At 67.1% G+C, this 19,720-nt stretch carries 27 protein-coding genes; all 27 read left to right on the top strand.

The annotated features are described in order from the left end of the window. The first annotated feature begins 45 nt into the window (after window positions 1-45). The 27 genes from C6C15_RS13520 to rplN all read left to right on the top strand — a co-directional run bounded on the left by C6C15_RS13520 (window position 46) and on the right by rplN (window position 19,718). Entirely contained in the window at window positions 46-519 is a 474-nt protein-coding gene (locus tag C6C15_RS13520; RefSeq protein ID WP_234024152.1) for an NUDIX domain-containing protein, read from the top strand. 170 nt (window positions 520-689) lie between these two features. After that, window positions 690-1,901, top strand: coding sequence for a sugar ABC transporter substrate-binding protein (locus C6C15_RS13515; RefSeq protein WP_025102419.1), 1,212 nt, complete (start codon window positions 690-692; stop codon window positions 1,899-1,901). A gap of 72 nt (window positions 1,902-1,973) precedes the next feature. Then, on the top strand, window positions 1,974-3,578 hold the full coding sequence (gene malF, locus C6C15_RS13510) for a maltose ABC transporter permease MalF (RefSeq protein ID WP_105950330.1): 1,605 nt from the start codon (window positions 1,974-1,976) through the stop codon (window positions 3,576-3,578). Between the two features lies 1 nt (window position 3,579). After that, window positions 3,580-4,494 (top strand): sugar ABC transporter permease, encoded by a 915-nt coding sequence (locus tag C6C15_RS13505; protein WP_025102417.1) that lies wholly within the window; start codon window positions 3,580-3,582, stop codon window positions 4,492-4,494. 48 nt (window positions 4,495-4,542) lie between these two features. Next, window positions 4,543-4,869: a PadR family transcriptional regulator gene (locus C6C15_RS13500; RefSeq protein ID WP_025102416.1), complete on the top strand. Its 327-nt coding sequence runs from the start codon at window positions 4,543-4,545 to the stop codon at window positions 4,867-4,869. Between the two features lie 2 nt (window positions 4,870-4,871). Next, on the top strand, window positions 4,872-5,522 hold the full coding sequence (locus C6C15_RS17135) for an HAAS signaling domain-containing protein (RefSeq protein ID WP_060921242.1): 651 nt from the start codon (window positions 4,872-4,874) through the stop codon (window positions 5,520-5,522). 64 nt (window positions 5,523-5,586) lie between these two features. Further along, a complete protein-coding gene (locus tag C6C15_RS17230; RefSeq protein WP_167627836.1) occupies window positions 5,587-5,739 on the top strand; it encodes a hypothetical protein in 153 nt (50 codons plus the stop codon). 111 nt (window positions 5,740-5,850) lie between these two features. Further along, window positions 5,851-6,951, top strand: a complete 1,101-nt coding sequence (locus tag C6C15_RS13480; protein WP_105950328.1) for an ABC transporter — start codon at window positions 5,851-5,853, stop codon at window positions 6,949-6,951. A gap of 71 nt (window positions 6,952-7,022) precedes the next feature. Beyond that, window positions 7,023-7,451: a hypothetical protein gene (locus C6C15_RS13475; protein WP_025102413.1), complete on the top strand. Its 429-nt coding sequence runs from the start codon at window positions 7,023-7,025 to the stop codon at window positions 7,449-7,451. Between the two features lie 49 nt (window positions 7,452-7,500). Continuing rightward, window positions 7,501-8,148 carry a spermidine/putrescine ABC transporter substrate-binding protein gene (locus C6C15_RS13470; protein ID WP_186326386.1) on the top strand — a complete coding sequence of 216 codons (648 nt, stop codon included), beginning with the start codon at window positions 7,501-7,503 and terminating at the stop codon, window positions 8,146-8,148. A gap of 227 nt (window positions 8,149-8,375) precedes the next feature. After that, complete coding sequence (rpsL, locus tag C6C15_RS13465; RefSeq protein WP_018187369.1) at window positions 8,376-8,744, top strand: 30S ribosomal protein S12; 369 nt, start codon at window positions 8,376-8,378, stop codon at window positions 8,742-8,744. A gap of 5 nt (window positions 8,745-8,749) precedes the next feature. Then, entirely contained in the window at window positions 8,750-9,220 is a 471-nt protein-coding gene (gene rpsG, locus C6C15_RS13460) for a 30S ribosomal protein S7 (RefSeq protein ID WP_017201608.1), read from the top strand. Between the two features lie 96 nt (window positions 9,221-9,316). Next, entirely contained in the window at window positions 9,317-11,431 is a 2,115-nt protein-coding gene (gene fusA, locus C6C15_RS13455; RefSeq protein WP_025102411.1) for an elongation factor G, read from the top strand. A gap of 166 nt (window positions 11,432-11,597) precedes the next feature. Then, window positions 11,598-12,791 carry an elongation factor Tu gene (tuf, locus tag C6C15_RS13450; protein WP_025102410.1) on the top strand — a complete coding sequence of 398 codons (1,194 nt, stop codon included), beginning with the start codon at window positions 11,598-11,600 and terminating at the stop codon, window positions 12,789-12,791. A gap of 146 nt (window positions 12,792-12,937) precedes the next feature. Then, on the top strand, window positions 12,938-13,150 hold the full coding sequence (locus C6C15_RS13445; RefSeq protein ID WP_025102409.1) for a hypothetical protein: 213 nt from the start codon (window positions 12,938-12,940) through the stop codon (window positions 13,148-13,150). A gap of 858 nt (window positions 13,151-14,008) precedes the next feature. Beyond that, window positions 14,009-14,317: a 30S ribosomal protein S10 gene (gene rpsJ, locus C6C15_RS13440; RefSeq protein ID WP_017201594.1), complete on the top strand. Its 309-nt coding sequence runs from the start codon at window positions 14,009-14,011 to the stop codon at window positions 14,315-14,317. 8 nt (window positions 14,318-14,325) lie between these two features. After that, window positions 14,326-14,985 carry a 50S ribosomal protein L3 gene (rplC, locus tag C6C15_RS13435; RefSeq protein ID WP_025102408.1) on the top strand — a complete coding sequence of 220 codons (660 nt, stop codon included), beginning with the start codon at window positions 14,326-14,328 and terminating at the stop codon, window positions 14,983-14,985. Between the two features lie 2 nt (window positions 14,986-14,987). Then, window positions 14,988-15,650 (top strand): 50S ribosomal protein L4, encoded by a 663-nt coding sequence (gene rplD / locus C6C15_RS13430; RefSeq protein ID WP_025102407.1) that lies wholly within the window; start codon window positions 14,988-14,990, stop codon window positions 15,648-15,650. Further along, a complete protein-coding gene (gene rplW, locus C6C15_RS13425) occupies window positions 15,647-15,970 on the top strand; it encodes a 50S ribosomal protein L23 (RefSeq protein ID WP_025102406.1) in 324 nt (107 codons plus the stop codon). Before rplD ends, rplW begins: the two co-directional genes overlap by 4 nt. A gap of 20 nt (window positions 15,971-15,990) precedes the next feature. Further along, the gene (gene rplB / locus C6C15_RS13420) at window positions 15,991-16,830 is read left to right on the top strand and encodes a 50S ribosomal protein L2 (RefSeq protein ID WP_025102405.1); all 840 of its coding nucleotides are present in this window, start codon (window positions 15,991-15,993) and stop codon (window positions 16,828-16,830) included. A 12-nt stretch (window positions 16,831-16,842) separates the two neighbouring features. After that, window positions 16,843-17,124 carry a 30S ribosomal protein S19 gene (rpsS, locus tag C6C15_RS13415; protein ID WP_017201589.1) on the top strand — a complete coding sequence of 94 codons (282 nt, stop codon included), beginning with the start codon at window positions 16,843-16,845 and terminating at the stop codon, window positions 17,122-17,124. Between the two features lie 25 nt (window positions 17,125-17,149). Then, on the top strand, window positions 17,150-17,548 hold the full coding sequence (gene rplV / locus C6C15_RS13410) for a 50S ribosomal protein L22 (RefSeq protein WP_025102404.1): 399 nt from the start codon (window positions 17,150-17,152) through the stop codon (window positions 17,546-17,548). Beyond that, the gene (gene rpsC / locus C6C15_RS13405; protein WP_025102403.1) at window positions 17,548-18,300 is read left to right on the top strand and encodes a 30S ribosomal protein S3; all 753 of its coding nucleotides are present in this window, start codon (window positions 17,548-17,550) and stop codon (window positions 18,298-18,300) included. Before rplV ends, rpsC begins: the two co-directional genes overlap by 1 nt. Next, window positions 18,300-18,719: a 50S ribosomal protein L16 gene (gene rplP / locus C6C15_RS13400; RefSeq protein ID WP_025102402.1), complete on the top strand. Its 420-nt coding sequence runs from the start codon at window positions 18,300-18,302 to the stop codon at window positions 18,717-18,719. Before rpsC ends, rplP begins: the two co-directional genes overlap by 1 nt. Then, complete coding sequence (gene rpmC / locus C6C15_RS17370; protein ID WP_025102401.1) at window positions 18,719-19,036, top strand: 50S ribosomal protein L29; 318 nt, start codon at window positions 18,719-18,721, stop codon at window positions 19,034-19,036. The genes rplP and rpmC overlap by 1 nt, the downstream gene beginning before the upstream one ends. Next, entirely contained in the window at window positions 19,036-19,353 is a 318-nt protein-coding gene (gene rpsQ / locus C6C15_RS13390; RefSeq protein ID WP_025102400.1) for a 30S ribosomal protein S17, read from the top strand. The genes rpmC and rpsQ overlap by 1 nt, the downstream gene beginning before the upstream one ends. Beyond that, window positions 19,350-19,718 carry a 50S ribosomal protein L14 gene (gene rplN, locus C6C15_RS13385; RefSeq protein ID WP_025102399.1) on the top strand — a complete coding sequence of 123 codons (369 nt, stop codon included), beginning with the start codon at window positions 19,350-19,352 and terminating at the stop codon, window positions 19,716-19,718. The genes rpsQ and rplN overlap by 4 nt, the downstream gene beginning before the upstream one ends. Window positions 19,719-19,720: the final 2 nt, after the last annotated feature.

Below are 19,720 nucleotides of genomic sequence, written 5' to 3'. Positions count from 1 at the left end.
GCGGGCTCACGGGGCGCGCGCCGCCCCGGCGCCTAGACTTCGTCGATGCCGATGTCGCCCTACGTCGAGGCGATCCGTGCGCGGATCGGACACGACTTCCTCCTGCTGCCCGGTGTCACCGCCGTCATCCGCGACGGCGAACGGTTCCTGCTGGCCCGGCACGCGCACTCCGGCGTGTGGAGTCTGCTCGGGGGCGGCATCGAGCCCGGTGAAGAGCCCACGGACGCGGTCGCCCGGGAAGTCCTCGAAGAGACGGGAGCGCGTCTGCGGATCACAGGACTCATCGGCGCGTACGGTGGCGACCCGATGGCGGTGACCTATCCGAACGGCGACCAGGTCGGCTACGTCACGGTCGCCTACGAGTGCGAGCTGCTCAGCGACCCGGCACCGGACATGGACGAGATCGTCGAACTGCGCTGGTTCCCGCGAGAGGCCATCGCCGCCTTGCCGCGGCGTGACTGGATCGACCGCGTCATCCGCGATGCGCCGCATCGTGCTGGCGGTGACGCCGCGCGCTGATGCCCTCACCATCGGCTGATATGGAAGCGTTTTCATATCAGGAGAGTCTCGTCGTGCCGATCACGGGTTGATATCAACGCGCTCGCGGATTGTGATCGCCTTTCGAAACGATGCATACTGTAAGCGCTTGCAGTCTTGCAGGCGCTCAGCACTGAGAGAGGCACACACCAATGAAGGTGAACAAGAGGGGCATGGTCGCCGCGGGCGCCATCGCCATCGTTTCGGCTCTGACGCTCGCCGGCTGCTCGACCGGCTCCGGCGGCGACGACTCTTCCTCCGGTGGAGACGGCGGCGGCACGCTGACCGTCTGGGTCGACGCCGAGCGGGTCGACGCGCTGCAGGGCGCGGCGGACGCGTACCAGGAGAAGACCGGTGTCACGGTCAAGCTGGTGGGGAAGTCCGTCGACGACATGAAGGACGACTTCATCCAGCAGGTCCCGACCGGCAAGGGCCCCGACGTGGTCATGGGCGCTCACGACTGGCTCGGCGAGCTCTCGACCAACGGCGTCGTCGCGCCGATCGAGCTCGGTGACAGCTCTGAGGACTACCTCCCCGTCGCGCTCCAGGCGGCGACCTACGAGGGCACCGTCTACATGCTCCCGTACGCGGTCGAGAACATCGCCGTCCTGCGCAACGCCGACCTCGTCCCCGAGCCCGCGACGAGCTTCGACGACATGGTCGCGAAGGGCACCTTCGTGGTGGAGCAGGGCGCCGAGGGCAACCCGTACCACCTGTACCCGTTCCAGACCGCGTTCGGCGCTCCGGTCTTCGGCACCGACGACAGCGGCAGCTACGACCCGACCGACCTGCAGCTCGGCAGCGAGGGCGGCTTCGCCTTCGCCGACTGGCTGGGAGCGCAGGGCGCGGCCGGCACGCTGAACACCGATATCGACGGTGAGATCGCCAAGCAGCAGTTCCTCGACGGCACCGCCGCCTTCTGGCTGACCGGCCCGTGGAACGTGGGCGCGGCCACCGAGGCGGGCATCAACGTCGAGATCGACCCGATCCCGAGCCCGACGGGGGAGACGGCCTCGCCGTTCGCCGGCGTCAAGGGCTTCTTCGTGAGCGCCGAGTCGAAGAACAAGGTCGCGGCCAACGACTTCCTCGTCAACTACCTCGGCACGGAGGACGTGCAGCTGGAGCTGTTCAAGGCCGGCAACGTGCTCCCGGCCCTCACGGCTGCCGCCGACACCGCGGCGTCCGACCCGATCATCGCCGGTTTCCAGGCCGTCGGCGCCGACGCGGTCCCCATGCCGGCGATCCCCGCCATGGGCGCTGTCTGGCAGTTCTGGGGCGTGGCCGAGGCCGCCATCATCAACGGCGAGGACCCGCAGGCGACGTGGCAGAAGCTCGTCGACGACGTGACCGCCGCGATCGAGTAACGGCCGACAAGATGACGACCCTGCCGGGGCGGGCCGACCAGCCCGCCCCGGCAGGACCATGACGAGGACGACATGACAGACACCGAAGAGCGCACCGCGCCCCCCACTCCTCGGCAGCGCCAGGCGGCGAAGATCGCCGAGGCGGCCTCCCGACCGATCGGGTGGATGCTGCTCAAGATCCTGTTGCTGGCGATCGTGGACGCGATCGCCGTCTACGCCGTGTTCGTGCTGCTCGTGCAGCACGAGTGGCTGGTCCTCGGCCTCGTCGTCGCGGTGACGGTCCTCGTCAACTACATCTACTTCTCCCGCAAGCGCATCGCGGCGAAGTACCTCACTCCCGGCATCATCTTCCTGGTCCTGTTCCAGGTCTTCACGCTCCTCTACACGGGCTACATCGGCTTCACGAACTACGGCACCGGTCACAACGGGAGCAAGGAGCAGGCGATCTCGTCGCTGCTCGCCTCCGCGCAGGAGCGCGTCGAGGACTCTCCGACGTACCCCGTCACGGTGGTCGAGCAGTTCGGCACCTACGGCCTCCTCGTCACGGATCCGGAGGACGGCGATGCGCTCCTCGGCACGGCGGAGCAGCCTCTCGCCGAGGTCGACGCAGAGTTCGAAGGCGGCAAGGCCGTCGCCGTGGACGGGTGGACCACTCTTCCGCTCGCCACCGTCTTCACCCTGTCGGAGGAGCTGGAGCAGCTCTCCGTCCCGTTCAGTGACGACCCCAACGACGGCAGCCTCCGTGCACCCGACGGTCAGAACGGCTACCTTTACGTCTCGACGCTGACCTACGACGCCGCTGCGGACACGATCACGGACACCGCGACCGGCACGGTCTACAGCGACACCGGCGACGGTGCGTTCACGGCGGAGGACGGCGAGCAGCTGCTGCCCGGCTGGCAGACCACGGTCGGCTTCGACAACTTCGTCCGCGCGGTGACCGACGAGTCCATCCGCGGTCCGCTCATCTCCGTCACCGTCTGGACCTTCGTCTTCGCGCTGGTGTCCGTCGCGACGACCTTCTTCCTCGGCCTGCTGCTCGCGCTCGTCTTCAACAACACGCGCATGCGCTTCCGCAACGGCTACCGGATCATCCTCATCCTCCCGTACGCCTTCCCCGCGTTCCTCTCCGCGCTCGTCTGGGCCGGGATGATGAACGAGAGCTTCGGGTTCATCAACCAGGTGCTGTTCGGCGGCGCGGCCATCCCGTGGCTCACCGACCCGGTGCTGGCGAAGGTGTCCGTGCTGCTGGTGAACCTCTGGCTCGGCTTCCCGTACATGTTCCTCGTCTGCATGGGCGCGCTGCAGGGCATCCCGGACGACGTGAACGAGGCCGCCGTCATGGACGGCGCGAACGCGTGGCAGATCTTCCGCCGCATCAAGCTGCCGCTGCTGCTGGTGACCGTGGCGCCGCTGCTGATCTCGTCGTTCGCGTTCAACTTCAACAACTTCAACCTGATCTACATGCTGACCAAGGGCGGCCCGCGCTTCAGCGACGTGTCGATCCCCGTCGGCCACACCGACATCCTCATCTCGATGGTCTACAAGGTGGCCTTCACCGGACAGACCCGCGACTACGGACTCGCCTCCGCCTTCACGATCCTGATCTTCGTCGTGGTCGCGACGATCTCGATCATCAGCTTCCGCAAGACCAAGGCCCTCGAGGAGCTGAACTGACATGAGCACCGTCCCCAGCACCGCCACCGCCACCGCCCACCGCACCGCTCCGCGGCGTCGTTCGTTCGGCGCCTGGTTCGCCGACACCGGCTGGCGTCATCTCGTCGCCATCGTGGTGAGCGCCTTCGCCCTCTTCCCGTTGCTGTACGTGGTGTCGGCCTCGCTCAACCCGAAGGGCACGCTCACCGGGTCGAACCAGCTCTTCTCGGCCATCGGGATCGACAGCTACGTGCGCATCCTCAGCGACCCGCAGAACCCGTACGGGACGTGGTTCCTGAACACGCTGCTCATCGCGGTCGTGACGGGCGCGGTCACCGTCTTCATCGGAGCCTGTGCGGCATATGCCTTCTCCCGCATGCGCTTCGCGGGCCGCCGCGTGGGGCTCGTCACCATCGTCGTCGTGCAGATGTTCCCGCAGCTCCTCGCGGTCGTCGCGATCTTCCTGCTGATGTCGACGCTGGGGGACTGGTTCCCGGCGATCGGCCTCAACACGCACACGGGCCTGATCCTCGTCTATCTCGGCGGCGCGCTGGGCGTGAACACCTACCTGATGTACGGCTTCTTCAACACGATCCCGAAGGAGATCGACGAGGCCGCCCGCATCGACGGCGCCGGGCACGCGCGGATCTTCTTCACGATCATCCTGCGCCTGGTCGCGCCGATCCTCGCGGTCGTCGGTCTGCTCTCCTTCATCGGCACGGTGAACGAGTACGTGATCGCCAGCGTCATGCTCGTCGACGTGGATCAGCAGACCCTTGTCGTCGGTCTGACCAAGCTCGTCGCGAACCCCCGCTATGCCGACTGGTCGGCCTTCTCCGCCGGCGCGGTCATGGCCGCGATCCCGGTCATGGTGCTGTTCCTCTTCCTGCAGAAGTACATCGTCGGCGGTCTGACCGCCGGAGCCACAAAGGGCTGATCGAAGAACCGCTGCCGCTATCCTGCGTCACATGCTACCTTGTGAGGCATGACAGCAGACGTCGGTGCGCAGATGCGCAAGGGAGTGGTCGAGTACTGCGTACTCGGTCTGCTCTCGCGCGAGCCCATGTACGGCTGGCAGCTGTCGGATGCACTCACCGGCGCCGGGCTGATCGCCAGCATCGGCACGCTGTATCCGCTCCTCGGGCGGCTGCGCGACAACGGCTGGGTGACGACGTTCGACCGGCCGTCGGAGAGCGGTCCGGTGCGCAAGTACTACCGGCTCACGGATGCCGGTATCGATCAGCTCGCGCGCTTCCGGGCGCAGTGGGCGCCGTTCGCCCGTGCCGTCACGGGCATGGTGGGGGAAGGATGACAATGACCGAGAAGACCGCAGCCGAGCTGCGTGACGACTACCTGGCTCGGCTGGACGAGGCGATGCGCGGGCTACCGCACGGTGTCGCGTCGGACATCCGCGGCGGGATCGCGGAGGAACTCGACGGGCTCGATGCGGAGGCGACCGCGGAGCGGATCGACCGGCTGGGGGACCCCCGAGGGATCGCCCGCGAGGCGGAGGACGAGGTTCCGACCGCGCCGCCCGTCGTGCTCCCTGCGCCCACGCCCGCACCCTCGGCTCCGCGCACGCCGACGACCGCGACGCGGGGCTTCGCGATCGCAGCCGCGCTCACCCTCAGCTTCGGCGGGATCGTGGTGCCGGTCGTCGGCTGGTTCGTGGGTGCGGTGCTCGTGAGCCTGAGTGCGATGTGGCGGACGTGGGAGAAAGCGGTTGCGATCCTGGTGCCCTTCGTCGCCACCGGGCTGACCGTCCTGATCGCATCGACGATGACCGGCTTCTCCACCGGATCGGCGTCCGGCAGCTCGACCGGCGGCGAAACCATGCCGGAGGTGGTGAACCCACTCGTCCCCTCCTTCGGGGAGTGGCACCTGCTCCTGCTTCTGGGGTTCCTACTGGTCCCGGCTTCCGGGCTCTGGCTGCTCTGGCGGATGCGCGGTCGTAGCGCCCGTTGAGCGACACCACCTCGACGCGGCGTTGCTCACGACCCTCGCGACGGCTCGGGCCTACGGTGAGACCATGGCACGGGTGGGTGGACGCAACCTCGGGATGAGCTGGTTCGCCGGCATCGTGTGCGCAGGGATCGTCGCCGGACTCGTCTGGCTCTCGCTGCCGATGGTGCCGATCCTCGCGCAGTTCGCCGGGGATGCGCTTCGCAGTACCTTTCCCTGAGCGGCGAAACCGCGGGACCACGCGTATGGCGACACGACGGCACGCCTGCGGAAGCGCCGGGACAGGCGGCGGTAATCTCGCACTGCACATCCCCGATGAGAGGCGCACCCCATGAGTGATCCCGAGGCTCGTCAGCCCGAGAAGTCGAACGACGTCGACGACGTCGTCGGCAGCGCGAACGCCGGTCTCGACGCCGCGGCGGCGGCCCGCGGAGATGTCCCCGGCCACGCCGACGACGCCCGTGCGGATGATTCCCGCGCCGCAGACGTCACCGCGGCCTCCTCCGAGCCAGTGGCCGACCAGGCCGCGACCCGGCAGGAGTCCGCCGTCGACCCCGATCTCGCCGCCTTCGAGGCCGCCGAGCGGGACCACCCCGGTACTTTCAGCTCCGCCGCCCCGATGCCCTCGCGCACCGACGGCGACCGCCGTGACGCGGACCTCCGCGACGCCGACCGCCGCGATGCGTCCCCCGAGACCTCGCTGTACGCGACGCCGGAGACCTCGCTGTACTCCACGCCGAGCAGCCACGCGCACGAGGAGTCGGCCATGGCCGGTGCGGCCTACGCATCGCACGCCGACGACACCGACACCCGCATCGTGCCGTCCGAACCGCTCACGAACGGCGCGGCCGCCGCGCCGCAGCAGCCGCAGCCGATCTTCGTGCAGGCGCCCGAGCCACCGCGCGAGCGTGGCAACCGCGGCACCGCCGGGGCCATCGGCCTGCTCGCCACCGTCGCCTTCGCGCTGCTCTACCTTGCCACCACACTCGGCCTCGGCGCCCTGGCCGGCGATGTGAACGGGGAGAACATCGGCGAGGCGCTCGTCGCCCCGCTGCTCACCTGGGGGTTCTGGACCCCGGTGGTCGTGTTCTTCCTCGGCTTCTGGCTCCTGGGAGCCATCATCAACCGCGGCCGCTGGGGCCTGTGGGTGGTGTTCGGCATCGTGGTCGGGCTGATCGCCTACGCCGGACACATCCTGGGCCAGCTCTTCGAGGCGCCCTTCTGGAAGCTCACGGCGTCGCAGGGTCTCGAACTCGCGGGTGACCAGTTGCTCGCCCCGCTGGCCATCGCGGCCTTCGTCTTCGCCCGCGAACTCACCATCTGGTTCGGCGCCTGGGTGGCCCGCAGCGGTGCCCGCAAGACCGAGCTGAACGAGGAGGCGCAGCGCGAGTACGAGCGCACCCTCGAGGCCGGTCCCACCCTGTCGAGGTAATCACGAACACCACCACGCCGAACCCCCGCGGGCCCGAGTCCGCGGGGGTTTCGGCTGTCCTGGCGGCGGTCATGGCCACCATCGCCTTCTTCGCCCTCGCGGTCTTCGGCCTCGGCGCCCTCAGCGTCGCCACCGACCGCGACATCATCGACGTCCCGGGCCTGGGGCAGGTCCCCGGGGTGTCCGGCATGGTCGCGGCCGTCGTCGTGTTCGCACTCACGCTGTGGGCGACGGTGCGGAGAGGACACGCCTCCTTCGGGTCTGCTCCCGTGATCGCGCTGCTCACGGCACTCGTGCACCTGGCCGCGGTCTGGATCGCCGTGCTCGTCGCGACGAGCGATGTGGTCGTGGCCACGGCCGTCGCCGGAGATCTCGTCCGCGGCGGCGCGAGCCTCGTGCTCCTCGCCGCCGCAGCGGTGGCCGCCTGGGGTGGGATAGCCCTCCGCCGGACGAGGTCCGCACAGCCGCGATGGCCGTGGGAGCGTGACGAGGGGGAGTGACACCCCGTAAATCCGCGCCGTGAGCGGCGACGCGCCGTACGCTGGTGGGGTGGAGCGCTCATTGGAGACGCAGGTCGACCAGGCCGTCGAGGCCTGGTTGCGCTGGGTGCCGCGCTGGGAGCCGGCGACCCACCGCGGAAGGACTGCGCCGTGCCGGCGCTGTCTCGGCTCGCCCGTCCTCGCCGCCGCAGGCATTGCGGGCACCACGCCGCACGGTGTCCAGCATGGGCTGTCGACGCGCATCAAGACGATCGTCGACCACGCGGTCGCGGAGTACACGGCGCGGAACCTCCCGACCCTGCAGCGCGAGCTCGATCAGCAGGCAGCGCGCAACCGCGCCCGCAGCTACCGGCCGACGGAGGACCTCGACCCCGAGTTCGAGGGCATGCCGCTGGATCCGGAGCCGGTACCCGGCGCCCCCTTCCTCTTCACGATCGCCGGTCTCGCTGACGATTCCGCTGCGGAGTTGCCGCCGCTGCCCCCGCTGTCGGACGAGGCGAAGACCGCTCTCCGGCAGGAGGTCGCCCTGGCCGACGAGTACGCGAACCTCGTCGGGCGCGAGATCTGCGGGATCCTGCTCCGACACCGGATCACGATCCAGGCTGCAGTGTCGCGACATGTCGAGCCGCAGATCGAGGCGCTTCTCGCCGAGCTCACGGAGTCGCTGGACTCGCCGTTCGACCCCGACATCCCCTGACTTCGGGTGGCGCGGGGGGGTGCGGCCATCATTTGACCGTCAGGTTACGCGGCATTACACTTGATCAGGTGTGTGCACGTCCTGACGTGCGCGCTGGGCGTCGGCACCTCGCCGGTCCGCCCCCACGGCATACCCACCACACCAAAAGCTCGTCGGTTCCGGCGTGCCGGTGGGTCATGATGTGAAACCCATCACGCTGTCACCGTGCAGCACTATGAGGAGAGAACGTGCCAACCATTCAGCAGTTGGTTCGCAAGGGTCGCTCGCCCAAGGTCACCAAGACCAAGGCGCCCGCGCTCAAGGCGAACCCGCAGCAGGCCGGGGTCTGCACCCGCGTCTACACCACCACCCCGAAGAAGCCGAACTCGGCGATGCGCAAGGTCGCTCGTGTGAAGCTCCGCAACGGGACCGAGGTCACCGCGTACATCCCCGGTGAGGGCCACAACCTGCAGGAGCACTCCCTGGTGCTCGTCCGCGGCGGTCGTGTGAAGGACCTCCCCGGTGTGCGTTACAAGATCGTCCGTGGCGCTCTGGACACCCAGGCCGTCAAGAACCGTAAGCAGGCTCGTTCCCGCTACGGCGCGAAGAAGGGTTGAGTTAGATGCCTCGTAAGGGTCCCGCCCCCAAGCGCCCCGTCGTCAACGACCCGGTCTACGGCGCTCCGATCGTCACCTCGCTGGTGAACAAGATCCTCGTCGACGGCAAGAAGTCGCTGGCCGAGTCGATCGTCTACGGCGCCCTCCGCGGTGTCGAGGCGAAGAACGGCCAGGACGCCGTCGCCACCCTGAAGAAGGCGCTCGACAACGTGCGCCCCACGCTCGAGGTCCGCAGCCGCCGCGTCGGTGGCTCGACCTACCAGGTTCCGGTCGAGGTCAAGCCGCACCGTGCGAACACCCTCGCGCTGCGCTGGCTCGTGAGCTACGCCAAGGGTCGTCGTGAGAAGACGATGACCGAGCGTCTCCAGAACGAGATCCTGGACGCGTCGAACGGCCTGGGTGCCGCGGTCAAGCGCCGCGAGGACACCCACAAGATGGCCGAGTCGAACCGCGCGTTCGCTCACTACCGCTGGTAACCCCTTCGACGGGCTCAGGGACCCTTCCGCGTTCCTGGGCCCGTCGCACCCCCTCTTCGCAGTACACCTGCTGCTCCAAAAGATAAGGACACTCCTGTGGCACAAGACGTGCTCACGGACCTGAGTAAGGTCCGCAACATCGGCATCATGGCGCACATCGATGCCGGCAAGACCACGACGACCGAGCGCATCCTGTTCTACACGGGCGTCAACCACAAGCTCGGCGAAACGCACGACGGTGCGTCGACCACCGACTGGATGGAGCAGGAGAAGGAGCGCGGCATCACGATCACGTCTGCCGCCGTGACCTGCTTCTGGAACAAGAACCAGATCAACATCATCGACACCCCCGGTCACGTGGACTTCACGGTCGAGGTGGAGCGTTCGCTCCGCGTCCTCGACGGTGCGGTCGCCGTGTTCGACGGCAAGGAGGGCGTCGAGCCCCAGTCCGAGACCGTGTGGCGTCAGGCCGACAAGTACAACGTGCCCCGCATCTGCTTCGTCAACAAGATGGACAAGCTCGGCGCGGACTTCTACTTCACGGTCGACACGATCATCAACCGCCTCGGCGCCAAGCCGCTGGTGCTGCAGCTCCCGATCGGTGCCGAGAACGACTTCGTCGGCGTCATCGACCTCGTCGAGATGCGTGCTCTGGTGTGGCCCGGCGATGCCAAGGGTGACGTGACCATGGGCGCCTCCTACGAGGTGCAGGAGATCCCGGCCGACCTCAAGGACAAGGCCGAGGACTACCGCCAGCAGCTGCTGGAGACGGTCGCCGAGACCGATGAGGAGCTTCTCGAGAAGTTCTTCGGCGGCGAGGAGCTCACCGTCGCGGAGATCAAGGGCGCCATCCGCAAGATGGTCGTCGCCAGCGAGATCTACCCGGTCCTCTGCGGCTCCGCCTTCAAGAACCGCGGTGTGCAGCCGATGCTGGACGCCGTCGTCGACTACCTCCCGTCCCCGCTGGACGTGCCCGCCATCGAGGCGCACGACCCGAAGGACGAGGAGAAGATCATCGAGCGTCACCCCGACGCGAAGGACCCGTTCGCGGCCCTGGCCTTCAAGGTCGCCGTGCACCCGTTCTTCGGTCGTCTGACGTACGTGCGCGTCTACTCGGGCGAGCTCGAGTCGGGCGCCCAGGTCATCAACTCGACCAAGGGCAAGAAGGAGCGCATCGGGAAGATCTTCCAGATGCACGCCAACAAGGAGAACCCGGTCGACAAGCTGACCGCCGGCAACATCTACGCCGTCATCGGCCTGAAGGACACCACCACCGGTGACACCCTCGCCGACATCGCGCAGCCGGTCGTCCTCGAGTCGATGACGTTCCCGGAGCCGGTGATCGAGGTCGCGATCGAGCCGAAGACCAAGGCCGACCAGGAGAAGCTGGGTCTCGCGATCCAGAAGCTCGCTGAGGAGGACCCGACCTTCCGCACGGAGCTCAACCCGGAGACCGGTCAGACGACCATCAAGGGCATGGGCGAGCTGCACCTCGACATCCTCGTGGACCGCATGAAGCGCGAGTTCCGCGTCGAGGCGAACGTCGGCAAGCCGCAGGTCGCGTACCGCGAGACGATCCGCAAGGCCGTCGAGAAGCACGACTATACGCACAAGAAGCAGACCGGTGGATCGGGCCAGTTCGCCAAGATCCAGTTCAACATCGAGCCGCTCGAGCTCGACGGCGAGAAGACGTACGAGTTCGTGAACGCGGTCACCGGTGGCCGCATCCCGCGCGAGTACATCGGCTCGATCGACGCCGGTTTCCAGGACGCCATGAATGTCGGTGTCCTCGCGGGCTACCCGATGGTGGGCGTCAAGGCGACCATCGTCGATGGTGCGGCGCACGACGTCGACTCCTCGGAGATGGCGTTCAAGATCGCGGGCTCCATGGGCTTCAAGGAGGCCGCGCGTCGTGCCAACCCCGTGCTGCTCGAGCCGCTGATGGCCGTCGAGGTCCGTACTCCGGAGGAGTACATGGGCGACGTCATCGGCGACCTGAACTCGCGTCGTGGCCAGATCCAGTCGATGGAGGACGCCGCCGGCGTCAAGGTCGTGCGCGCCGCGGTGCCGCTGTCCGAGATGTTCGGCTACATCGGCGACCTGCGCTCGAAGACCTCGGGCCGTGCCGTCTACTCCATGGAGTTCGACAGCTACGCCGAGGTCCCGCGCGCGGTGGCCGACGAGATCGTCCAGAAGGCCAAGGGCGAGTAATCGCTCTTCTGGGAGCCCTGGGTGCTGAGCAAGTCAAAGCACCCGGGGTTCCCAGGTCACCTACAACTTCACATTCCCTCTCTACTAAACTGAGAACCTAACCCGTAGAGAACCGGTCGCAAACCAGTGCCCGGCACCTCTACAACGACGTCCTGAGGAGGACCCAGTGGCTAAGGCCAAGTTCGAGCGGACCAAGCCGCACGTCAACATCGGAACGATCGGTCACGTCGACCACGGCAAGACCACGCTCTCCGCAGCGATCTCGAAGGTGCTTGCTGACAAGTACCCGTCCGACACGAACGTGCAGCGCGACTTCGCTTCCATCGACTCGGCGCCGGAAGAGCGCCAGCGCGGTATCACGATCAACATCTCGCACATCGAGTACGAGACCCCGAAGCGCCACTACGCCCACGTTGACGCCCCCGGCCACGCCGACTACGTCAAGAACATGATCACGGGTGCGGCGCAGATGGACGGCGCGATCCTCGTCGTCGCGGCCACCGACGGCCCGATGGCGCAGACGCGCGAGCACGTTCTGCTCGCCAAGCAGGTCGGCGTCCCCTACCTGCTCGTCGCGCTGAACAAGTCCGACGCGGTCGACGACGAGGAGATCCTGGAGCTCGTCGAGCTCGAGGTTCGCGAGCTGCTCTCGAGCCAGGGCTTCGACGGCGACAACGCTCCCGTCGTCCGTGTCTCCGCTCTCAAGGCCCTCGAGGGCGACGAGAAGTGGGTCGACGCGATCCTCGAGCTCATGCAGGCTGTCGACGACAGCGTTCCGGACCCGGAGCGTGACCGTGACAAGCCGTTCCTCATGCCCGTCGAGGACGTCTTCACGATCACCGGTCGTGGCACCGTCGTCACGGGTCGTGCCGAGCGTGGCACCCTGGCCATCAACTCCGAGGTCGAGATCGTGGGTCTGCGCCCGACGCAGAAGACGACCGTCACCGGTATCGAGATGTTCCACAAGCAGCTCGACGAGGCATGGGCCGGCGAGAACTGTGGTCTGCTCCTCCGCGGCACCAAGCGCGAGGACGTGGAGCGCGGCCAGGTCATCGTGAAGCCGGGTTCGGTCACGCCGCACACCAACTTCGAGGGCACGGCCTACATCCTGTCCAAGGACGAGGGTGGCCGCCACAACCCCTTCTACACGAACTACCGTCCGCAGTTCTACTTCCGCACCACGGACGTCACCGGCGTCATCTCGCTGCCCGAGGGCACCGAGATGGTCATGCCCGGCGACACCACCGACATGACGGTCGAGCTGATCCAGCCGATCGCCATGGAGGAGGGCCTCGGCTTCGCCATCCGTGAGGGTGGTCGTACGGTCGGCGCCGGTACGGTGACTAAGATCATCAAGTAAGCAACCGCTTCCTCGCAGAGGGGTCGAGCCTTCGGGCTCGACCCCTCTGTCGTTTCCGGGTCGAGGGTTCCGTCGCCCGGTTCCGCCCGGCACAATGAGGTGTCCGGCGCGATCGTCGGAAGCACACACCTCCGAAGGGGATTCACATGGGTATCGAGGACGCCGTCAACAAGGGCAAGGACCTGTACGAGCAGAACAAGGACAAGCTGGCCGAAGCGGTCAAGAGCGAGCAGGCCGAGGACATCAGCGACAAGGTGCTCGACGGCGTCGCCGACTTCGCGAAGAAGATCGCACCCGGTGCCGCCGAGAAGATCGATGAGATCCGCGAGAGCGCTGACAAGAGCGTGGGCAACGAGTAGATCCCGACATCTCCGCGGAGAGCGGCGGTCCCGAGAGGGGGCCGCCGCTCTTCCGTGTCGAGGGGACGCATGGCGCCCTCGGATGTGGCGGATTCTCGAAGACATCGAGTAGGATCGTGTCGACCGCCTGGGGATCTTGCGGTCGGGGTGCCGAAGGGGTTCGGCTCCCGAATCACGCGGGTTCATCCGCGTTCACACTGGGGAAAGCGATCTTGGGGATCATCGTGCGACGCGCGCACTCTCTGCGCCTGAGCGTCTCCCCGCCCGCGCGGCGGGTCTTCCGCCGCGCCCTCGGTCGAGGCATCCGGCGTCCCTTCACGCTGGATTCCTCGCGTTCGGTGTGCCCCCTCGCACCGGACGCCCTCCCCAAGCGGGGCGAGGCATGGGGATGCCTCGCCCCGCGCTCCTCCGCGGGCTGAGGCGCCCGGGAAGAGGCGTTCACTGGGAGTCCGGTGAGCGCGACACGCCCGGGTTTGCAGAAGTGAAATCCGTCGTGGCAGAATAGACAGGTTCGATATTCCGTCGCCGCTGTGCGTGCGCCGGATCACTGCCAGGGCAGTGCATAGACGGCGCCTCCTCCGGGAGGCTGCAGGGTTCTAGGCCGCGGGCAGCAGAACACAATCCCGACACCTTCATCATCGAGGGCACTGCCGTGCGCGGCGGGCGTCGGGCATCCGTCACCTTCGGGTGTGCGGCTGACAGCAGAACAGTGGTGCAGCCTCTTCGACAAGCTCCCTGACCGCGAGGTCGAGAGCCGGAGAAGACGAGTGCCGAGGCGCGAACAGCGCCGACGTGCGTCCAATGCCCCAAGGCCACCCGGTCTCGGACGGTAAGACGCTTAAAGAGAGAGAGCAGACAATGGCGGGACAGAAGATCCGCATTCGCCTGAAGTCGTATGACCACGAGGTCATCGACACGTCCGCACGCAAGATCGTCGACACCGTGACCCGTGCGGGCGCGACCGTCGTCGGACCCGTGCCCCTTCCGACCGAGAAGAACGTCGTGTGCGTCATCCGGTCGCCCCACAAGTACAAGGACAGCCGCGAGCACTTCGAGATGCGCACCCACAAGCGCCTGATCGACATCGTCGACCCGACGCCCAAGGCTGTCGACTCGCTGATGCGTCTCGACCTTCCGGCCGACGTCAACATCGAGATCAAGCTCTGAGGTCCGCCATGGTTGACATCAACTCCAAGGTTTCCAAGGGCATGCTCGGCACCAAGCTCGGCATGACCCAGGTCTGGAACGAGAACGGCAAGCTCGTTCCCGTCACCGTCATCGAGCTCGCGCCGAACGTGGTCACCCAGATCCGTACCCCCGAGAAGGACGGCTACAACGCCGTGCAGATCGCGTACGGCCAGATCGACCCCCGCAAGGTGAACAAGCCCCTCTCGGCTCACTTCGAGGCTGCCGGCGTCACGCCGCGTCGTCACGTGACCGAGGTCCGCACGGCCGACGCCGCCGACTACACCCTGGGCCAGGAGCTCACGGTGGACGGCACGTTCGAGGCCGGCCAGCTCGTCGACGTCGTCGGCACGAGCAAGGGCAAGGGCACCGCCGGTGTCATGAAGCGCCACAACTTCAAGGGCGTCTCGGCATCGCACGGTGCACACCGCAACCACCGCAAGCCCGGCTCCATCGGCGCATCGTCGACCCCGAGCCGCGTCTTCAAGGGCATGCGCATGGCCGGCCGTATGGGTGGCGAGCGCGTGACCGTCCTCAACCTCACGGTGCACGCCATCGACATCGAGAAGGGACTCATGCTCGTCAAGGGCGCCGTCCCCGGTGCTCGCGGCCGCATCGTCTACGTCCGCAACGCAGTGAAGGGTGCCTGATCATGGCTGACTCCACTCTCGCGCTCGACGTCCTCAAGGCAGACGGCAAGAAGGCAGGCTCCGTCGAGCTTCCCGCCGCGCTGTTCGACGTCAAGACGAACATCCCGCTCATCCACCAGGTCGTCGTCGCGCAGCTCGCGGCGGCTCGCCAGGGCACGCACTCGACCAAGCGTCGTGGCGAGGTCTCGGGCGCCGGCCGCAAGCCCTTCAAGCAGAAGGGCACGGGTAACGCCCGTCAGGGCTCGATCCGCGCGCCGCACATGACCGGCGGTGGCATCGTGCACGGCCCGAAGCCGCGCGACTACTCGCAGCGCACCCCCAAGAAGATGATCGCTGCCGCCCTCCTGGGTGCGCTCAGCGACCGCTTCCGCGGTGACCGTCTGCACGCGATCGACACCTTCGGCACCGACGGCGCGCCGTCGACCAAGGCCGCCGCGGGCTTCCTCGCCCAGGTCGCCACGTCGAAGAACGTCCTCGTGGTCATCGAGCGCGGCGACGAGCTCGCGCTCAAGAGCATCCGCAACCTCGGCCACGTCCACGTGCTGACGTTCGACCAGCTCAACGCCTACGACGTTCTCGTCTCCGACGACATCGTCTTCACCCAGGCCGCGCTCGAGGGCTTCATCGCCTCCAAGTCCGGCGCCAACCAGGAGGTCTCCGCATGAGCGAGCAGGCATCTGTTCTCCAGACGGCCCTGAACAAGGACCCGCGCGACATCATCCTGAAGCCGGTCGTGTCCGAGAAGAGCTACGGCCTGATCGACGAGGGCAAGTACACCTTCCTCGTCGACCCGCGCGCTTCGAAGACCGAGATCAAGCTCGCCATCGAGAAGATCTTCGGCGTCAAGGTCGCGTCCGTCAACACGATCAACCGCGTCGGCAAGGCCCGTCGCACCCGCTTCGGCACCGGTAAGCGCAAGGACACCAAGCGCGCAATCGTGAGCCTGAAGTCGGGCACCATCGACATCTTCACGGCAATCGGCTGATCCGGGGGATAAGGACAATCATGGCTATTCGCAAGTACAAGCCCACGACCCCGGGCCGTCGCGGCTCGTCGGTGGCTGACTTCGCCGAGATCACCCGATCGACGCCGGAGAAGTCGCTGCTGCGCCCGATCTCGAAGACCGGTGGTCGCAACAACCAGGGCCGCATCACGACCCGTCACATCGGTGGTGGCCACAAGCGCCAGTACCGCGTCATCGACTTCCGTCGCAATGACAAGGACGGCGTGAACGCCAAGGTCGCTCACATCGAGTACGACCCCAACCGCACCGCGCGCATCGCGCTGCTGCACTACTTCGACGGCGAGAAGCGCTACATCCTCGCGCCGGCGAAGCTGAAGCAGGGCGACATCGTCGAGTCGGGCCCCGCGGCGGACATCAAGCCGGGAAACAACCTCCCGCTGAAGAACATCCCCACGGGTACCGTCATCCACGCCATCGAGCTCCGCCCCGGCGGCGGCGCGAAGATGGCGCGCTCGGCCGGTGCGTCGGTCCGCCTCGTCGCCAAGGACGGCCCCTACGCCCAGCTGCGTCTGCCCTCCGGTGAGATCCGCAACGTCGATGCGCGCTGCCGCGCGACCATCGGCGAGGTCGGCAACGCCGAGCAGTCGAACATCAACTGGGGCAAGGCCGGCCGCATGCGTTGGAAGGGCGTCCGCCCGACCGTCCGCGGTGTCGCGATGAACCCGGTCGACCACCCGCACGGTGGTGGTGAGGGCAAGACGTCCGGTGGACGTCACCCCGTCTCCCCGTGGGGTCAGGCCGAGGGCCGCACCCGCCACGCCAACAAGGAAAGCGACAAGTACATCGTGCGTCGTCGCAACGCCGGCAAGAAGCGCAAGTAGGAGTAAGAGAAGATGCCTCGCAGTCTCAAGAAGGGCCCCTTCGTCGACGAGCACCTGCTTCGCAAGGTGGTCGTGCAGAACGAAGCCGGCACGAAGAACGTCATCAAGACCTGGTCCCGCCGGTCCATGATCATCCCGGCCATGCTGGGTCACACGATCGCGGTCCACGACGGTCGCAAGCACATCCCCGTGTTTGTCTCCGAGACCATGGTCGGTCACAAGCTGGGCGAGTTCGCGCCCACCCGCACCTTCCGCGGCCACGAGAAGGACGACAAGAAGGGCCGCCGCCGCTGACGCGGTGGCGATAGAGGAGAGAGAAATGGTGGAGTCCATCGCACGCGTGCGACACATCCGCGTGACCCCTCAGAAGGCTCGTCGTGTCGTCGCGCTCATCAAGGGCAAGCAGGCCCAGGAGGCTCTGGCGATCCTGAAGTTCGCTCAGCAGTCCGCCAGTGAGCCGATCTACAAGCTTGTCGCGTCGGCCATGGCCAACGCGCAGGTCAAGGCGGATCGTGACGGCGAGTACCTCGACGAGCAGGACCTGTACGTGAAGAACGCGTACGTGGACGAGGGCACGACGCTCAAGCGTTTCCAGCCCCGTGCACAGGGTCGCGCTTTCCAGATCAAGAAGCGCACGAGCCACATCACGGTCGTGCTCTCGACGCCGGAGGCGGCTCCTGCTGCGGCCGGCGACAGCAACAAGAAGGCGAGCAAGTAATGGGACAGAAGGTCAACCCGTACGGCTTCCGCCTCGGCATCACCACGGACCACGTGTCGCGCTGGTTCTCCGACTCGACGAAGCCGGGTCAGCGTTACGCCGACTACGTGGCCGAGGACATCAAGATCCGTCGCCTGCTGCAGACGCAGCTCGACCGTGCCGGCGTCTCGAACATCGAGATCGAGCGCACCCGTGACCGCGTCCGCGTCGACATCCACACCGCCCGCCCGGGCATCGTGATCGGTCGTCGTGGTGCAGAGGCCGAGCGCATCCGCGGCGACCTCGAGAAGCTCACGGGCAAGCAGATCCAGCTGAACATCCTCGAGGTCAAGAACCCCGAGGCCGACGCTCAGCTGGTCGCCCAGGGCATCGCCGAGCAGCTCTCGGCTCGTGTGGCGTTCCGCCGCGCGATGCGCAAGGGTCTGCAGGGCGCGCAGCGCGCCGGCGCCAAGGGCATCCGCATCCAGGTCTCGGGCCGTCTCGGCGGCGCCGAGATGAGCCGGTCGGAGTTCTACCGCGAGGGTCGTGTGCCGCTGCACACGCTGCGCGCGAACATCGACTACGGCTTCTACGAGGCCAAGACCACCTTCGGCCGCATCGGCGTGAAGGTGTGGATCTACAAGGGCGACCTCACCGCCAAGGAGCTCGCGCGCGAGCAGGCCAACGCGCCGAAGTCGCGCCGTGACGACCGTGGTGACCGCCGCCGTGCCCCGCGCAACGAGGCACCTGTTGCAGAAGGAGCTTCGGCATAATGCTCATCCCCCGTAAGGTCAAGTACCGCAAGCAGCACCACCCGGGGCGCTCGGGTCAGGCCACCGGCGGCACGAAGGTCTCCTTCGGCGAGTTCGGCATCCAGGCCCTCACCCCCGCGTACGTGACGAACCGTCAGATCGAGTCCGCTCGTATCGCGATGACCCGTCACATCAAGCGTGGCGGCAAGGTGTGGATCAACATCTACCCGGACCGTCCGCTCACGAAGAAGCCTGCCGAGACCCGCATGGGTTCCGGTAAGGGTTCCCCCGAGTGGTGGGTCGCCAACGTCAAGCCGGGCCGCGTCCTCTTCGAGGTCGCGGGTGTCGACGAGCAGCTCGCTCGCGAGGCACTGACCCGTGCAATCCACAAGCTGCCGCTCAAGGCACGCATCATCAAGCGCGAGGAGGGCGACGCGTAATGGCGATCGGCACCAAGGAGCTCGCTCCGGCAGAGCTCGACACGTTCGAAGACCAGCGCCTCGTTGAGGAGCTGCGCAAGGCCAAGGAGGAGCTGTTCAACCTCCGTTTCCAGTCGGCCACCGGCCAGCTGGAGAGCCACGGCCGCATCCGCGCCGTCAAGCGCGACATCGCGCGCCTCTACACGGTGATCCGCGAGCGCGAGCTGGGCATCCGTGCGACGCCCGCTCCGGTCGAGGCTCCCGCGAAGAAGGCGACCAAGTCGAAGGCGAAGAAGGCGGACGCCGCCGAGGACGCCCCGAAGGAAGAGGCTGAGTGATGGCCACCAAGAAGGAAGCCGCCGTCGAGGCTGAGCACGCCGCTCACGACGTGCGCGACGCCGACGCCCGCGGGTACCGCAAGGCCCGTCGTGGCTATGTCGTCAGCGACAAGATGGACAAGACGATCGTCGTCGAGGTCGAGGACCGCGTGAAGCACCCGCTTTACGGCAAGGTCATCCGCCGCACGTCGAAGGTCAAGGCGCACGATGAGGCGAACTCCGCCGGCATCGGCGACCTGGTCCTGATCAACGAGACCCGCCCGCTGAGCGCCACCAAGCGCTGGCGTCTGGTGGAGATTCTGGAGAAGGCCAAGTGATTCAGCAGGAGTCCCGTCTCAAGGTCGCCGACAACACCGGCGCCAAGGAGCTGCTCACGATCCGCGTCCTCGGTGGCTCGCGCCGCCGGTACGCCGGTCTGGGCGACACCATCGTCGCGACCGTCAAGGACGCGATCCCCGGTGGCAACGTCAAGAAGGGCGACGTCGTCAAGGCGGTCATCGTCCGCACCAAGAAGGAGACCCGTCGTCCCGACGGCTCCTACATCAAGTTCGACGAGAACGCCGCCGTCATCCTGAAGAACGACGGGGAGCCCCGCGGCACCCGTATCTTCGGGCCGGTCGGCCGTGAGCTTCGCGACAAGAAGTTCATGAAGATCGTCTCGCTGGCACCGGAGGTCATCTGATC

The organism is Microbacterium sp. str. 'China', from assembly GCF_002993305.1.
In the GTDB taxonomy this organism is placed as follows: Bacteria; Actinomycetota; Actinomycetes; order Actinomycetales; family Microbacteriaceae; genus Microbacterium; species Microbacterium paraoxydans.
This window is presented reverse-complemented; position numbering and strand designations above follow the sequence as displayed.

What these genes read in the sequence shown, in the direction of transcription:
- C6C15_RS13520 (WP_234024152.1), top strand. Translation starts at nt 46, where the DNA reads ATGCCGATGTCGCCCTACGTCGAGGCGATCCGTGCGCGGATCGGACAC.
- C6C15_RS13515 (WP_025102419.1), top strand. Translation starts at nt 690, where the DNA reads ATGAAGGTGAACAAGAGGGGCATGGTCGCCGCGGGCGCCATCGCCATC.
- malF (WP_105950330.1), top strand. Translation starts at nt 1,974, where the DNA reads ATGACAGACACCGAAGAGCGCACCGCGCCCCCCACTCCTCGGCAGCGC.
- C6C15_RS13505 (WP_025102417.1), top strand. Translation starts at nt 3,580, where the DNA reads ATGAGCACCGTCCCCAGCACCGCCACCGCCACCGCCCACCGCACCGCT.
- C6C15_RS13500 (WP_025102416.1), top strand. Translation starts at nt 4,543, where the DNA reads ATGACAGCAGACGTCGGTGCGCAGATGCGCAAGGGAGTGGTCGAGTAC.
- C6C15_RS17135 (WP_060921242.1), top strand. Translation starts at nt 4,872, where the DNA reads ATGACCGAGAAGACCGCAGCCGAGCTGCGTGACGACTACCTGGCTCGG.
- C6C15_RS17230 (WP_167627836.1), top strand. Translation starts at nt 5,587, where the DNA reads ATGGCACGGGTGGGTGGACGCAACCTCGGGATGAGCTGGTTCGCCGGC.
- C6C15_RS13480 (WP_105950328.1), top strand. Translation starts at nt 5,851, where the DNA reads ATGAGTGATCCCGAGGCTCGTCAGCCCGAGAAGTCGAACGACGTCGAC.
- C6C15_RS13475 (WP_025102413.1), top strand. Translation starts at nt 7,023, where the DNA reads ATGGCCACCATCGCCTTCTTCGCCCTCGCGGTCTTCGGCCTCGGCGCC.
- rpsG (WP_017201608.1), top strand. Translation starts at nt 8,750, where the DNA reads ATGCCTCGTAAGGGTCCCGCCCCCAAGCGCCCCGTCGTCAACGACCCG.
- C6C15_RS13445 (WP_025102409.1), top strand. Translation starts at nt 12,938, where the DNA reads ATGGGTATCGAGGACGCCGTCAACAAGGGCAAGGACCTGTACGAGCAG.
- rpsJ (WP_017201594.1), top strand. Translation starts at nt 14,009, where the DNA reads ATGGCGGGACAGAAGATCCGCATTCGCCTGAAGTCGTATGACCACGAG.
- rplC (WP_025102408.1), top strand. Translation starts at nt 14,326, where the DNA reads ATGGTTGACATCAACTCCAAGGTTTCCAAGGGCATGCTCGGCACCAAG.
- rplD (WP_025102407.1), top strand. Translation starts at nt 14,988, where the DNA reads ATGGCTGACTCCACTCTCGCGCTCGACGTCCTCAAGGCAGACGGCAAG.
- rplW (WP_025102406.1), top strand. Translation starts at nt 15,647, where the DNA reads ATGAGCGAGCAGGCATCTGTTCTCCAGACGGCCCTGAACAAGGACCCG.
- rplB (WP_025102405.1), top strand. Translation starts at nt 15,991, where the DNA reads ATGGCTATTCGCAAGTACAAGCCCACGACCCCGGGCCGTCGCGGCTCG.
- rpsS (WP_017201589.1), top strand. Translation starts at nt 16,843, where the DNA reads ATGCCTCGCAGTCTCAAGAAGGGCCCCTTCGTCGACGAGCACCTGCTT.
- rplV (WP_025102404.1), top strand. Translation starts at nt 17,150, where the DNA reads ATGGTGGAGTCCATCGCACGCGTGCGACACATCCGCGTGACCCCTCAG.
- rpsC (WP_025102403.1), top strand. Translation starts at nt 17,548, where the DNA reads ATGGGACAGAAGGTCAACCCGTACGGCTTCCGCCTCGGCATCACCACG.
- rplP (WP_025102402.1), top strand. Translation starts at nt 18,300, where the DNA reads ATGCTCATCCCCCGTAAGGTCAAGTACCGCAAGCAGCACCACCCGGGG.
- rpmC (WP_025102401.1), top strand. Translation starts at nt 18,719, where the DNA reads ATGGCGATCGGCACCAAGGAGCTCGCTCCGGCAGAGCTCGACACGTTC.
- rpsQ (WP_025102400.1), top strand. Translation starts at nt 19,036, where the DNA reads ATGGCCACCAAGAAGGAAGCCGCCGTCGAGGCTGAGCACGCCGCTCAC.